General features: G+C 71.3%; 14 protein-coding genes, 1 tRNA gene and 1 other RNA gene. 4 read left to right on the forward strand and 12 right to left on the reverse strand.

All coding sequences use genetic code 11. The annotated features are described in order from the left end of the window. Positions 1-18: 18 nt before the first annotated feature. Positions 19-930 (reverse strand): lytic polysaccharide monooxygenase auxiliary activity family 9 protein, encoded by a 912-nt coding sequence (locus ACLQ27_RS17355; RefSeq protein WP_425867611.1) that lies wholly within the window; start codon positions 928-930, stop codon positions 19-21. 139 nt (positions 931-1,069) lie between these two features. Here ACLQ27_RS17355 and ACLQ27_RS17360 point away from each other — a divergent pair, with 139 nt between their 5' ends. Next, positions 1,070-1,192 (forward strand): 50S ribosomal protein L36, encoded by a 123-nt coding sequence (locus tag ACLQ27_RS17360; RefSeq protein WP_030490864.1) that lies wholly within the window; start codon positions 1,070-1,072, stop codon positions 1,190-1,192. Between the two features lie 76 nt (positions 1,193-1,268). Here ACLQ27_RS17360 and ACLQ27_RS17365 read toward each other — a convergent pair whose 3' ends face one another. After that, the gene (locus ACLQ27_RS17365; RefSeq protein WP_425867613.1) at positions 1,269-1,931 is read right to left on the reverse strand and encodes a hypothetical protein; all 663 of its coding nucleotides are present in this window, start codon (positions 1,929-1,931) and stop codon (positions 1,269-1,271) included. Positions 1,932-1,939: 8 nt separating this feature from the next. Beyond that, a complete protein-coding gene (locus tag ACLQ27_RS17370) occupies positions 1,940-2,422 on the reverse strand; it encodes an RNA polymerase sigma factor (protein ID WP_234583080.1) in 483 nt (160 codons plus the stop codon). Between the two features lie 241 nt (positions 2,423-2,663). Here ACLQ27_RS17370 and ACLQ27_RS17375 point away from each other — a divergent pair, with 241 nt between their 5' ends. After that, a complete protein-coding gene (locus ACLQ27_RS17375) occupies positions 2,664-3,914 on the forward strand; it encodes a hypothetical protein (RefSeq protein WP_425867615.1) in 1,251 nt (416 codons plus the stop codon). A gap of 62 nt (positions 3,915-3,976) precedes the next feature. On the opposite strand, the gene ACLQ27_RS17380 is transcribed toward ACLQ27_RS17375, so the two are convergent. Both ACLQ27_RS17380 and ACLQ27_RS17385 read right to left on the reverse strand, forming a co-directional pair. After that, positions 3,977-4,049, reverse strand: a tRNA-Ala gene (locus ACLQ27_RS17380). 86 nt (positions 4,050-4,135) lie between these two features. Next, positions 4,136-4,726: a YqgE/AlgH family protein gene (locus ACLQ27_RS17385; RefSeq protein WP_234583082.1), complete on the reverse strand. Its 591-nt coding sequence runs from the start codon at positions 4,724-4,726 to the stop codon at positions 4,136-4,138. 172 nt (positions 4,727-4,898) lie between these two features. Between ACLQ27_RS17385 and ACLQ27_RS17390 the strand changes: the two genes are divergently transcribed. Continuing rightward, positions 4,899-5,699: an S-methyl-5'-thioadenosine phosphorylase gene (locus ACLQ27_RS17390; RefSeq protein WP_234583084.1), complete on the forward strand. Its 801-nt coding sequence runs from the start codon at positions 4,899-4,901 to the stop codon at positions 5,697-5,699. Positions 5,700-5,841: 142 nt separating this feature from the next. Then, positions 5,842-7,437 (forward strand): benzoylformate decarboxylase, encoded by a 1,596-nt coding sequence (gene mdlC, locus ACLQ27_RS17395; protein ID WP_425867617.1) that lies wholly within the window; start codon positions 5,842-5,844, stop codon positions 7,435-7,437. A 29-nt stretch (positions 7,438-7,466) separates the two neighbouring features. Here mdlC and ACLQ27_RS17400 read toward each other — a convergent pair whose 3' ends face one another. From ACLQ27_RS17400 to ftsE, 7 genes are all read right to left on the reverse strand, one after another. Continuing rightward, positions 7,467-8,414, reverse strand: coding sequence for a hypothetical protein (locus tag ACLQ27_RS17400; RefSeq protein ID WP_357493832.1), 948 nt, complete (start codon positions 8,412-8,414; stop codon positions 7,467-7,469). Positions 8,415-8,458: 44 nt separating this feature from the next. Further along, positions 8,459-8,947 carry a hypothetical protein gene (locus tag ACLQ27_RS17405; RefSeq protein WP_425867619.1) on the reverse strand — a complete coding sequence of 163 codons (489 nt, stop codon included), beginning with the start codon at positions 8,945-8,947 and terminating at the stop codon, positions 8,459-8,461. A 151-nt stretch (positions 8,948-9,098) separates the two neighbouring features. Beyond that, complete coding sequence (locus ACLQ27_RS17410; protein ID WP_357573261.1) at positions 9,099-9,755, reverse strand: hypothetical protein; 657 nt, start codon at positions 9,753-9,755, stop codon at positions 9,099-9,101. Positions 9,756-9,983: 228 nt separating this feature from the next. Beyond that, positions 9,984-10,359, reverse strand: a transfer-messenger RNA (tmRNA) gene (gene ssrA / locus ACLQ27_RS17415). A gap of 104 nt (positions 10,360-10,463) precedes the next feature. Beyond that, positions 10,464-10,943 carry an SsrA-binding protein SmpB gene (smpB, locus tag ACLQ27_RS17420; protein ID WP_357493826.1) on the reverse strand — a complete coding sequence of 160 codons (480 nt, stop codon included), beginning with the start codon at positions 10,941-10,943 and terminating at the stop codon, positions 10,464-10,466. Between the two features lie 153 nt (positions 10,944-11,096). Then, positions 11,097-11,972: a permease-like cell division protein FtsX gene (gene ftsX, locus ACLQ27_RS17425; RefSeq protein ID WP_234583090.1), complete on the reverse strand. Its 876-nt coding sequence runs from the start codon at positions 11,970-11,972 to the stop codon at positions 11,097-11,099. A 68-nt stretch (positions 11,973-12,040) separates the two neighbouring features. Further along, on the reverse strand, positions 12,041-12,721 hold the full coding sequence (gene ftsE, locus ACLQ27_RS17430) for a cell division ATP-binding protein FtsE (RefSeq protein WP_161687384.1): 681 nt from the start codon (positions 12,719-12,721) through the stop codon (positions 12,041-12,043). Between the last annotated feature and the right edge of the window lie 32 nt (positions 12,722-12,753).

The following is a 12,753-nucleotide window of genomic DNA, read 5'->3' on the forward strand; positions in this document are numbered from 1 at the left end:
GTCGAGCGGCGGGCCGGGTCACCAGATCCGGCGCCGCCCGGCCCGGTGGTTGCGGACCTCGCACTGCCGTCCCACCGGCGCGGCCGCGCCGCGTCGCCGCCGGCCCACACCGACCAGCACCAGGACCAGCACGACTGCGGCGCCGGCCAGCACCGGCCACCGCGCGCCCAGGTCGGTCACCGACGCCACCGGCACGCCCGGGTCGGCCGCCGCCGCCACCGTCGCCGCGTCGGTGGCGGCCGGCTGACTCGCGGCGGTACGCGCAGCAGCCGGGGCCGCCTTCGTCGCGCTCTTCGTCGCGCCGCTTCGCGCCGTGCGGAACACGACGTCCGAGCAGGAGTAGTAGGTGTCCGGGGTGTTCGAGTTCTGCCAGATCGTGTAGATCAGGTGTCGGCCGCTGCGGTCCGCCGGCAGCCGCCCCGCCAACTGGTACGCCCCACCCCGCACCGGCGGGTCGGTCCGGGTCAGAAATGGCCGTGACTCCAGATCCGACCAGGTCAGCGGCTTGCGAGGGTCGTAGCCGGACTTGGTGACGTAGAGCCGGAAGGTGCCCCGGTGCTCGATGGTCGTCCGGTAGCGGAAGGTGAACGCCGCGCCCGTGGTCACCTCGGTGCTCGGCCAGTCGGTGCGGGGCAGGTCCAGTCCCCGGTACGCGGACAGCCCACCGCTGCACAGCTCACCGTCCGGGATCCGTTCCCGGTCCCGACCGTTGACGGCCGCGACGCGTACGTTGTCCCATTCCCGTACGGCCGCGCCCGCCGCCACCGCCGCCCGGCAGGCCGCACTGGCGGCGTGCCGGCCCTCCGGCCCGCAGGCCGCCGCGCGGCTGATCGGGTCGGTGGGGGCGCCGTGCGCCCAGGCGGGCGCCGCGCCCAGCGGTGCGGCCGCCACGGCGACCAGCACGGCTGCGAGCACTCGACGCACGCTCATGGATTGACCTCCCGCGCAGTGGTACGGACGCGGGACGCCAAAGGTTCGACCGCTCGGGGCCCGGGAATCGCCCGGCGGGCCTCGGCGTTTCGATAGGCGGTACGGATTCAGGCCAGACCCCCAGGCCGAGGAGGCAGACATGAAGGTACGTAGCTCGTTGCGTGCGCTGAAGCAGAAGCCGGGTTCGGTGGTGGTCCGTCGTCGCGGCCGGGTGGTCGTGGTGAACCGCGCGAACCCGCAGTGGAAGAGCCGTCAGGGCTGATAACACACTTATCGGATATACCTCCGCCGGGGCGGATGCGGCACGATGCCGCATCCGCCCCGGCGCTGTTCGGGACTCAGTCCACGAGGGAGCGGCAGTTCATCGGGGCGTCCTTGGGCACCAGAGCCCAGGCCACCTTCTCGTAGCCCGCGCCCTTGTGCACCGGGAAGACGCTGAAGTGCAGGATGCTGCCCTTCGGCATCTTCGACGGCGCGATCACCCACTCCGAGTCACCGAACACGCCGTCCTCGTTGGCGCCGGGGATCCGGTCGAACGTCAGGACCTCCTTGATCTGGGGCAGTTCCGCACCCTTGGGCGTGCACAGGAGATCCGCCTTGACGACGGACGGAACGCCCGCGTCGGCAAGCGCCTTCTCCAGCGCATCGGGATTGATCACCTGCTTGGACCGCAGGCGCAGCTGCACCGAGCCGTCCGCCTTCTTGACCACCGAGAACGCCGCCGGTTCCATGGCCGGCGCCGTGACGGCGTCACCCGCCGAGGCCGCGGTACCGCCGGCAGCGGTGCTGCCGGCCGTCGACGAGCCGGAACTGCCGAAGCCCAACGGCACAGCCAGCGCGATGGCGGCCAGGGCGGCGAGCCCGCCGCCGGCGGCCACACCGAGCACGCCACGGTTACGCCGGCGTGCGTGGCCCCGCGCCTCGATCGCCTCGACCGGACGGTCCATCCGCACGCCGGAGAGAGTTTTCCTCATCGCGTTGAGCACCTCATCCTCGTTCATTTCGAGTCCTAACTGGTCACGGGCACGAATTGCGCCCGCAGGGCCGCTGTGGCGCGAGACAGGTGGACCGCTACGGTCCGCGGTGAGATGCCCAGTTCGTGGGCCACGGTGTTGGTGTCCAGGTCAAGCCAGACCCGCAAAACGATCACCTCGCGTTGCCGCTTCGGTAGCTGGCGAATGGCGCTCAGCATCGCCTGGTCGACGTCGTGAACGTCGTCATCCGGCCGGGGCAGGTCGTGGCCGTCGAAGGCGACCTCGCGCCGACGACGCCGCCACCAGGACACCCGGACGTTGAGGGCGGTGCGCACCACCCACGCCGTTGGTGCCGGATGCCGACTCACCTTCCGCCAGGAGGCCCAGGCCCGCGCGAACGCCTCGGCGACCAGGTCCTCCGCCAGCGCACGATCACCCGTACTGGCCAGTACGGCACGCAGGCAGTTGTCCCGGCAGCGCTGGTAGAAGTCCGCGAAGTCCTTCCGTTCTTGCTCCACACCTGGCACACGCATGAGCACGGTGATTCATTTACCGCAGCCGGAAAAAGATTTGCACGGCACCCCTCGACGGGCCCCGGTGGTCGCGATGGCCGCAGGCCCCGCACACCGCGGCCCGACCGGCGAGCGGTACGGCCCGGTCGATGCGATCATGCCCTGGACTGAGCATGTTCATCGATTGCAGGGGGCGACGGTGCACGGAGAAGACAGGTCAGCGACCCGACGGCGTACGCGCAGGTTCGTGGCCGGCGCGGTGGGCGCGTTGGCGGTGCTGGCCACCGTTCCGGCACCTGCGCGGGCCGCCAGTTGGACCCCGGTCCGGGTGGTGTCCGAGGCCGGCTGGAGCGGGCAGGACCAGCCCTTCGTCGCGGTCGACCGCGACGGTGACTCGCTGCTCGCCTGGGCGGGGTGCGACAGCAGCGCGAGCGGCTGCTACGACCAGGTCAAGACGCAGACCGTCTCCGCCGACGGCGTGTGGGGCCCGATCCAGACCCTCTCGCCGCGCGGCGCCGTGGCGTCCTGGCCCAAGATCGCCTCCGACGACGACGGCGACTCCGCAGTGGTGTGGACGCAGGACAGCCTCGTGGTGGGCCGCCGGGTGTCCGCGACGGGCGAACCGGGTCCGCTGCAGACGATCGCGACCTGGAGCGCGAGCAGTCCGGCTGTCGCGGTGGACCCCACGGGTCAGGCGCTGGTCACCTGGACCGAGATCCGCGACGGCGGGTTCATCACGAAGGCTCGGTACTTCGCCGCGGACAGCTCCCTCGGGCCGGAGCTGACCCTCGGCGTGGGCGCCGACCAGCCCGTCGTGGCCATGGACCGCACCGGAACGGCCCTCGTCGCCTGGACCGAGAACTACGAGCGCGTGGTCGCGCGGCGGGTCCGCCCGGAGGGTGTGTCCGCCCCGCGCGCGATCGCCGGGGCGGCCACCGACATCCGGTACGGCAGCGTCTCGGTCGCCCTGGACCGCGACGGGGACGCGGTGATCAGTTACCGCCTGTCGAAGGCGGGTGCGCCTCCTCGCCTGCGGGTGCGCCACTACAGCCACACCGACACGCTGGGCAGCGTCATCAGCGTGTCGCCGGCCACCCACGAGCTGACCCTGCACGACGAACTGGCCGCCGACCTGGACGGCGACGCGGTGCTGACCTGGGGCCGCTGGACCCCGGAGGGCACCCAGGTGTTCGGTCGCACGATCTCCAGCACCGGCGCCCTCGGCGCGGTGACCAGGCTCGGTGTCGGCGACTGGCCGAAGGTCGCCCTGGACGACGACGGTGACGGCCTGGTCACGTGGAACTCGCCCAGCCCGGACTTCTCGACCACACGGGTGCAGGCCAGGACGATCGGGCCGAACGGCGCGTTCGGCGCGGCCGAGATCCTCTCCCCGGACGGGCGCTTCGCGCAGCCCGCGTCCAGCCCGACGGGCCGCTTCTCGGTGATCTGGCAGAAGAGCACCTACGAGTACGACATCCGGATGCGCTTCAGCCAGTAGACGAGTCGGCACAGCAGAACGCCCTGGCAGGGAATGATCCCCGCCAGGGCGTTTCGCAAGGGTGGAGCCGAGGGGACTCGAACCCCTGACCCCCACACTGCCAGTGTGGTGCGCTACCAGCTGCGCCACGGCCCCTTGCTGTCGTCCCGGTCGCCCGGGCACTGGGAAACTATACACAGACCGGCCGGCATGGTCATCTCGCGGGGTCCCGCCCGGCCGGGTCAGTTGAGGGCCACGTCCGGCGGGAAGTGGGCGACGGCGGCCATCATGCCGCCCTGCCGCCGCAGCACCATCGGCCACAGGTCGTCGGGGCGGTCGACGAAGGCGTCGCCGGGCAGAGCGTCCAGCAGGAACCAGGACCCGTCGGCGATCTCCTGCTCCAACTGCCCGCTGCCCCAGCCGGAGTAGCCGGCGAAGACCCGGATGCCGCCGATGCTCTCGCGCAGCTTCTCCGGGTCGACCGAGAGGTCGATCGTGCCGACCGCGCCGGAGACCTGGTGAAAGCCCTTGAGCCGGCGCAGCGGTTGCCGCATCCGGGCCAGGCAGATCGCCGAGTCGGGCTGCACCGGGCCGCCCTCGAAGAGCACCGCGGGGTGGCGGGCCAGGTCACTCCAGTCACCCAGCACCTCGGCGACCGGCACCTCGGTCGCCCGGTTCAGGACCACGCCGAGCGCGCCACCCGGCTCGTGGGCGACCAGCAGCACCACCGTACGGTCGAAGTTCGGGTCTTTGAGCGCCGGAGTCGCGACCAGCAGCCGCCCGGTCATCGACTCCATCGCTCGTCCGCCGATCGCCTGGCCCTCTCCCTGCATCTCACCTACCCGTCAGCCGTGAGCCCGCGCCGGGGACCCGTCATTCGCCGGACCCGCACGGTGCATCGGGATCAGCCGCGCTGTCAACGCCATGCCTGGCACCATAGCCTGCGTCCCCGGTGCTGGCTAAGGTCTGACCGGCGGGTGATCGGACAGTTGCGACGGAGGTTCCATGGCACCGACGGCGGACCTCGCAGTGATCGGCGGCTCCGGCCTGTACGCCCTCCTCGACGGCACCCCGCATGAGCTGGGCACCCCTTACGGTCCGCCCTCGGACGCGGTGACCATTGCGGAGGTGGCCGGGCGGCGGGTCGCGTTCCTGCCCCGGCACGGTTCCGACCACCGGTACCCGCCGCACCGGATCCCGTACCGGGCCAACATGTGGGCACTGCGGTCCCTCGGCGTACGCCAGGTGTTGGCGCCGTGCGCTGTCGGTGGGCTGCGTCCGGAGCTGGGGCCGGGCACGTTCGTGGTGCCGGACCAGCTCATCGACCGCACCAGCGGGCGCGTGCAGACCTACTACGACGAGGGCGCGGTGCACGTGCCGTTCGCCGACCCGTACTGCCCGCGGGGCCGGCACGCGCTGCTCGCCGCGGCGGCGTCCCGGGACGTCACGGCGGTGGACGGCGGGACGGTGGTGGTGGTCGAGGGTCCACGGTTCTCCACCCGTGCCGAGTCCCGCTGGTTCGCTTCGATCGGCGGCACTGTCGTGAACATGACTGGTCACCCGGAGGCGGTGCTCGCCCGGGAGATGGCGCTCTGCTACTCGTCCATCGCGTTGATCACCGACCTGGACGCCGGGGTGCAGGCGGGCGAGTCGGTGACCCAGGACGAGGTGTTCCGGGTCTTCGCGGCCAACACCGAGCGCCTGCGGGACGTGCTGCTGGACGCGGTGGCGGCGCTGCCCGCCGAGCAGGACTGCGCGTGCGGCCGGGCGCTGGACGGAATCACACTGCCCTTCGCGCTGCCCTGACCTGCGCCGCACGAGGCCCGGTGGGTGAGCCGGACCGCTGACGGCCGGGAAACGCCCGAAAGGTCCGTCACATCCCGATAGATTCGGCTGATCGGGAGGGCGGCCACGGTCGCCCCTGCGCGCGACACGGAGGCAGGTGACGATGGCAACGGTCCGGGACGCGACGTACGACGTGCTCCGCACCCTCGGCATGACCACCGTCTTCGGCAACCCCGGCTCCACCGAGGAACCGTTCCTGCAGGACTTCCCGGCCGACTTCCACTACGTGCACGCGTTGCAGGAGGCCACGGCGGTGGCGATGGCCGACGGGTACGCCCAGGCGGCGGGCAGGCCCGCGCACGTCAACCTGCACACCGCCCCGGGAATGGGCAACGGTATGGGCAACCTGGTCACCGCCTGGCACAACAAGACGCCACTGATCGTCACCGCCGGCCAGCAGACCCGGGAGATGCTGCTGCTGGAGCCCCGGCTGACCAACCGACGGGCGGTAGAGCTGCCCGAACCGTACGTCAAGTGGAGCTACGAGCCGGTCCGCGCGCAGGACATCCCGGCGGCGCTGCTGCGGGCGTACGCGACAGCCGTGCAGCCGCCCGCCGGGCCCGTCTTCCTCTCGCTGCCGATGGACGACTGGGCGCAGCCCGCCGAGGCGCCTCCCGCGTCGCGCTCGGTGGCGACCCGCTTCGGGCCGGATCCGCAGCGGTTGGACATGTTCGCGCGGGTGCTGGCCGAGAGCCGCAATCCGGTGCTGGTGTTCGGGCCCGGCGTGGACCGCTCCGGCAGCTGGCCGGCGGCCGTCGCCCTGGCCGAGCGGCTGGCCGCACCGGTCTGGTCGGCCCCCGCACCGGAACGGGCCGTGTTCCCGGAGGATCACCCGCAGTTCCGCGGGGTCCTGCCGTTCGCCATCAGGCCGCTGGCCGAAGCGTTGCAGGGGCACGACACCGTCCTGGTCGTCGGTGCCCCGGTGTTCCGCTACTACCCGCACGTCCCGGGCGACCACCTGCCCGAGGGCGCCCGCCTGCTGCACGTCACGGACGACCCGGACGAGGCCGCCCGCGCTCCGGTCGGGGACAGCCTGCTCGGCGACCCCGGGCTGACCCTCGCCGCGCTGCTCGACAGGCTTCCGGCCGCCGACCGGCAACCGCCGACGCCGCGCGCCGCTCCGCAGCCCCCGGAGGTCACCGTTCCGCTGAGCGCCGACGCGATGTTCGCCGCGCTGGCCGCGCACTGGCCGGCCGACGGCGTACTGGTCCAGGAGTCACCGTCCAACCTGTCCGCACTGCGCCGCCACCTGCGCATCACCCGGCCGGCGTCGTACTTCACGATGGCCAGCGGCGGACTCGGCTACGGCCTACCGGCCGCGATCGGGGTGGCGCTGGCCGAGCGGGACACCGGGCGTCGCCGGCCGGTGGTGGCGGTGATCGGCGACGGCTCGTTCCACTACTCGGTGCAGGCGCTGTGGACCGCCGCGCGCCTGGCACTGCCCGTGGTGGTCGTCGTCCCGGTCAATCAGCAGTACGCGATCCTCAAGGCGTTCGCCGAGCTGAAGAACACTCCCGGGGTGCCCGGCCTGGACCTGCCGGGGCTGGACGTCACCGCCATCGCGGCCGGCTACGGCTGCGCCACCGAGGTGGTGCGGACCCCCGACCAGCTCGGCGCCGCCCTCGCCGCCGGCCTGCGCGCCGACGGACCCACGGTGCTGCCGGTGCCGATCAGCACCGACGTGCCCACGATCCTCTGACCGAGCCCGCGCGGGCGGTCAGCGGCCCGTCACCGGGCGGCGATCGTCAGCGGGGCGCCGGTGAAGACGTCCAGCACCGGCCGCGCCCCCAGCGGGGCGGTCAGGGTGACGGTGACCGGCTCCAGCTTGAGCACGTCGGTGCACACGCCGGTGGCCCGGGTGACGGCGCCGCCGACCACGACCACGTCCGGCCGTTCCGACACCACCGGGGTGATGTCGGTGTCGCAGGCGCCGACGCCGAGCCGGACGGTCAACCGAGCGCCGTCCACCGCCACCATGTCCTGGGCGGCCACCAGACCCTCCGGCAGGGGCTGGGTCGGCGTGGGCGCCGAGGGGACGGGCGTGACGGCCGTCGGCGCGACGGCGAGCTGGGCGACCGGGGTGGCCAGCTCCTCCACCGTGAACAGCCAGGCCGGCACCTGCGCCTCACCGCGACTCGTGCGGACCGGGACGGCGCCGAGGGTCACCCCGGTGACGGTCAGCGGAAGGCAGGCTGTCTCCGTCGTGCTGGTCGCCCAGCCGTCCGGTCCGGGTTCGACTGTGGGACCGCCGGGAGTCGGCAGACCGGGCCGCTTCGGCCGTCCGGGGCAGGGCAGCGGGTCACCCCGGTCGAGCTGCCGGTACGCCTCGGCCGCGCTGACCAGCGGCAGGGTCAACCGCCCGTCCGGGAACCGGATCTCGGCACCGACGCGGGTGGGTGGGATGGCGACCTGGGCGCGGTACCAGCCGGCCCGGAAGGCCGTCTCGGTGTCGGGCGTGAAGCGCGGGTCGCCGGTGAGCACCGTCGGCCCCTGCAGGGGGACGTAGCCGTCACGCCAGCCGGGGCCGGGCCGCCACGCCGCGGCGACCGCGCTGGCCCGCTGGTCGAAGGCGCTGTGCGCCGTCGTGGTGGGCCCGGCGGCGGGCGTCGCGCCGGTCGCGGCGCAGCCCACCATGGACAGCAGCGGAAGTACGAGCAGCAGAACCGGTCGACGCATGCCAGGTTCGACGGGACCGCCGCCAGGTGGGTTCCCGCCTCGGCTCAGGTCTCGCCGCCCAGATCCGTCTGGTACGCCTGCCAGAGCAGATTGGCACCTCGGCGCCGGTGCCGCGCGAGGGTCCGCAGCAGGTGCCCCGTCCGGCGGCGCAGTTCGTCCGGGCCGGCCTCGGACCGCTCGGCGACCCGCTGCACGGCCAGGATCGCGGCGACTATCGCGCCGTGCTCCCGGGTCAGCAGCCGGATGCCGTGGTCGAGGCGGGGCGAGTGGGTGAGCAGCTCCCGATAGAGCCCGGCCGGCCCTTCGGTGACCCGGACGTGCTCGGCGAAGCCCTGCCCGACCGGGCGCAGGCGAAGCAGCACGGTCTCGCGCCAGCTCGGCTCGGTCGTGGCGACCGCCACGGCACGGGCCAGGGCGTGCAGGTCGCCGGCGAGCCCGGCGGGCCCCGGCTCACCGGGGAGCCCGGCCGGATACGTGCGGGCGGCGGACGGCCACGCGGTGACTGACGGCTGCTGGATTCCACCGGTGACCATGGCACCTCCCGCGCGGGCTGCTATCCCATACCGTGATGGTGAACCCGCCCGTTCGCCCTGTCCAGAGGCGTCTGCTGCTCATCCGTCCCACTGGTAACAGCTGTTGGCCTGCGCCTCACCCGCACGCCGGGCACCGCCGTCAGCGGGCCGCTCAGGCGCTCGCCAGACGACGCAGGTCGGCGGCGACGGCGCGGGCCTCGTCGCTGGGCTCCGCGCCGGGTCGGCTCGCCGCGAACGCGTCGGCGAGCGCGCGCAGCTCGGACGGCGGCAGGACGGGCAGGCCCATCCCCTGCAGCGGGATGGTGACGCGATGCCCACTGGCCCGATCGGTGACGACGATCCCCGGCGATCGACCCGCACGAGCCGACGGGTCGGCCCCCAACTGCCCGGCGGGACGGGAGTCGACGTGGGCGATGGCGAGATCGACGGTACGACTGCGGATGGCGCCCCGCACCCGCACCCGGCTGCCGTCCAGCCACGCGGCCGTACGCAGCACCCGCAGCACCAGGTAGACGCCGAGCAGGACGAACGGCAGCCCGCACAGCCCGAGGAACGGTCCGGCCCCTCCCGAGCCGCTCGTGGACTCGCGCAGCGCGGGCGGCAGCATTCCGGGCGGCAGGTCGCGGGCCTCCTCGTAGGAAGCGAACCCGTCTCCCGGGCCGGTGAGGCGGCGCAGCAGCCCGCCGGCGAGCAGGGGCACCAGCACGAACGCCGCGCCGATCGCCGCGACGAGGACCCCGGTCACCACCGCGACGGTGCGCTGGCCGGCCGACGCGCCGACCGACAGGCGCAGCTGCTGGTTCGTCACAGCGGCAGCGTAGGCGGCGGCGCCCCGCCCGCGGTGCCCGGGCGTCGGTGTCGATGCGGTCCGCCGCCCCCGGTGATCCACTCCAGGTCGCGGATGTGGGCGTGTCAGGACGGTCGGATACCGCCACATCGGCGAGGTGGAGTGGATCATTCACCCTGCCTCGCTCGGTGGCGTCGGCGGATACGACGATGCGCCCCGGCCGGTGGGCCGGGGCGCATCGCTTCGAGGTGGTGGAGGTGCCGGGAATCGAACCCGGGTCCTTCGCCGGTTTGTCAGGGCTTCTCCGAGCGCAGCTCGCTGTGCCTCTACTCGGCCCCACCGCTCACGCGAGCAAGTTGGTGTGACGGGCCCAGTCGCTGATTGATCTCGCCGCACGGACCCCGCGACCGGGTCCGATTGGCCAGCCTCCTAGCTGATGCCGGCTACTGGGACGAAGGCGTTCCCAGACCGACAGACTTAGCTACTCGCCTCAGGCGGCGAGAGCGAAGTCAGCGCGATTGTTATTGGCGCTTATAAAGTTCCGACGACCGATTCTCGAGACGACGTCGGCTTCCTCGGCTCGCTTCCCCTGTCGCTGCGTACGAAGTCGAAACCAGTCACCCCCTCGACAGGCCGCCGATGTGGCGGCACTGACAAGACTAACGCCTGGCGCAACAGCTTTCATCCCGAGCCCCGGGCCGACCCACCGACCCGGACAAACAGGATGAATCAGTCGTCCATCCCCTTGCCACGTCGACCGGACACCCGGGCGATCTCCCGGTCCGCGTCGCGCTTGGCGAGGTCCTGACGCTTGTCGTACGACTTCTTGCCCTTGGCCAGGGCGATCTCGACCTTGGCCCAGCCGTCCGAGAAGTAGACCTGCAACGGGACGATCGTGTAACCGCCCTCGCGGGTCTTGCCGAGCAGCTTGTCGATCTCGCCCCGGTTGAGCAGCAGCTTGCGCGTACGCCGGGGCTCGTGATTGGTCCACGTGCCCTGGGTGTACTCCGGGATGTGCATCGAGTGCAGATACAACTCGCCGTCACGTTCCTGCGCGAACGCGTCGACGAGCGACGCCCGCCCGGCCCGCAGCGACTTGACCTCGGTGCCGGTCAGCGCCATGCCCGCCTCGTACGTGTCGAGGATCGAGTAGTCGTGGCGTGCCTTCTTGTTGGAGGCGACCACCTTGCGCCCCTTTTCCCGTGGCATCGGCGCCACCCCCTCTCCCGGAAAACGTCCGTCGCCGAGCTCACCCCGGCCGGACAACCGATCATGCTACCCGAATGACAAGGACCCTCCCGCGCCGTTTATTTCCGGCTGCGGGAGGGTCCCCGAGTGACGACGGGACGACCCGTACGCTGCCTAGACCCGCAGGTAGAAGCGCAGGGTGATCCAGGCGGTGGCGGCGCTGACGAGGCCACCGACGCCGGCCATCAGCGGGAAGATGAACAGGATGTCGCCCCAGCTGATCGGCGACAGCAGGCCCTGCAACGCCTTGAGTGACCCGTCGAAGAGCAGATACTTCGCCGCGACGAGGGCCACCAGGCCGAGCAGTGAGCCGATCAGGCCGGCCACCACGGCCTCCAGCACGAACGGCGCCTGGATGAACCAGTTGGATGCGCCGACCAGCTTCATGACCGCCACCTCACGCCGCTTGCTGTACGCGGCGACCTGGATGGTGTTGGCCACCAGGAGCAGTGCGGCGATGGCCATCACGATCGCGGCGGCCAGGGCGATGTTCTGGATCGCGGTGAGGACGTCGAAGATCTTGTCCAGCAGTCGACTCTGGTCGACGATCTCGTCGACACCCTCGGTGTCCTTGTACTGGTCGTAGATGTTCTTGTACTGCTCCGGGTTCTTCAGCTTGAGCCGGAACGACTCCGGCAGCTGGTCCGGCTTGACCGCGTTGACCAGGTCCGGCGCGTCCTGGTACATCTCCTGGAACTTCTTGTACGCCTCGTCCTTGTTGACGTAGATGACCTCCTTGACCAGGGGGTCGTTCTTCAGCTTGCCGTCCAGGTCGGTGCGCTGTTGCTCGCTCACCTCCTGACTCAGGAAGATCGAGACCTCGATGTTCTTGTAGTAGAGGTCCTTCATGTCGTCAACCTGGCGGTACATGAGACCGCTGGCGCCAAGCATGGTCAGCGAGACCGCCATCGTGATGATCATCGCGATGGTCATGGTCACGTTGCGCCACAGTCCGACCAGTACCTCGGACAGGACGTATTTCACGCGCATCGGGATTTCCTCCGGGTCTCCGGCATGAGGTGTTCGTCGTCAGGCTGCGAGAGGGGTGGAGCGCCGGCTCACCCGTAGACGCCGCGGGCCTGGTCACGCACGATGCGACCGCTCTCGATCTCGATGACGCGGCGACGCATCTGGTTCACGATGTTGGAGTCGTGGGTGACCATCACGACGGTCGTGCCGGTGCGGTTGATCCGGTCCAGGAGGCGCATGATCTCGATCGAGGTGTCCGGGTCCAGGTTTCCGGTGGGCTCGTCCGCCAGCAGGATCAGCGGACGGTTCACGAACGCCCGGGCGACGGCGACCCGCTGCTGCTCACCACCGGAGAGCTCGTGCGGGTAGCGATGCTCCTTGCCACCGAGCCCGACCAGCTCCAGCACCTCCGGCACGACCCGGCGGGCAACCGCCTTGGTCTTGCCGATCACCTCAAGGGCGAACGCCACGTTCTCGTACGCGGTGCGGTTCGGCAGCAGCCGGAAGTCCTGGAAGACGCAGCCGATCGAACGCCGGAAGTGGGGTCGCTTCCAGGAGCGCATCGACGTGACGTCCTTGCTGTTGACGACGACCCGCCCCTTGTTGGGGGTGACCTCGTGCAGCAGCATCTTGATGATTGTGGACTTGCCGGAGCCGGATGGACCGATGAAGAAGACGAACTCGCCCTTCTCGATCGAGACGGACACGTTGTCGAGCGAAGGCCGGGACGCCTTCGGGTACGTCTTCGTCACTTGCTCAAGCTGAATCACGGGTGGTGAGTCTACGCGGTGTAACAACTGAG

It is taken from the genome of Micromonospora sp. DT63 (genome assembly GCF_049841615.1).
Taxonomy (GTDB): Bacteria; Actinomycetota; Actinomycetes; order Mycobacteriales; family Micromonosporaceae; genus Micromonospora.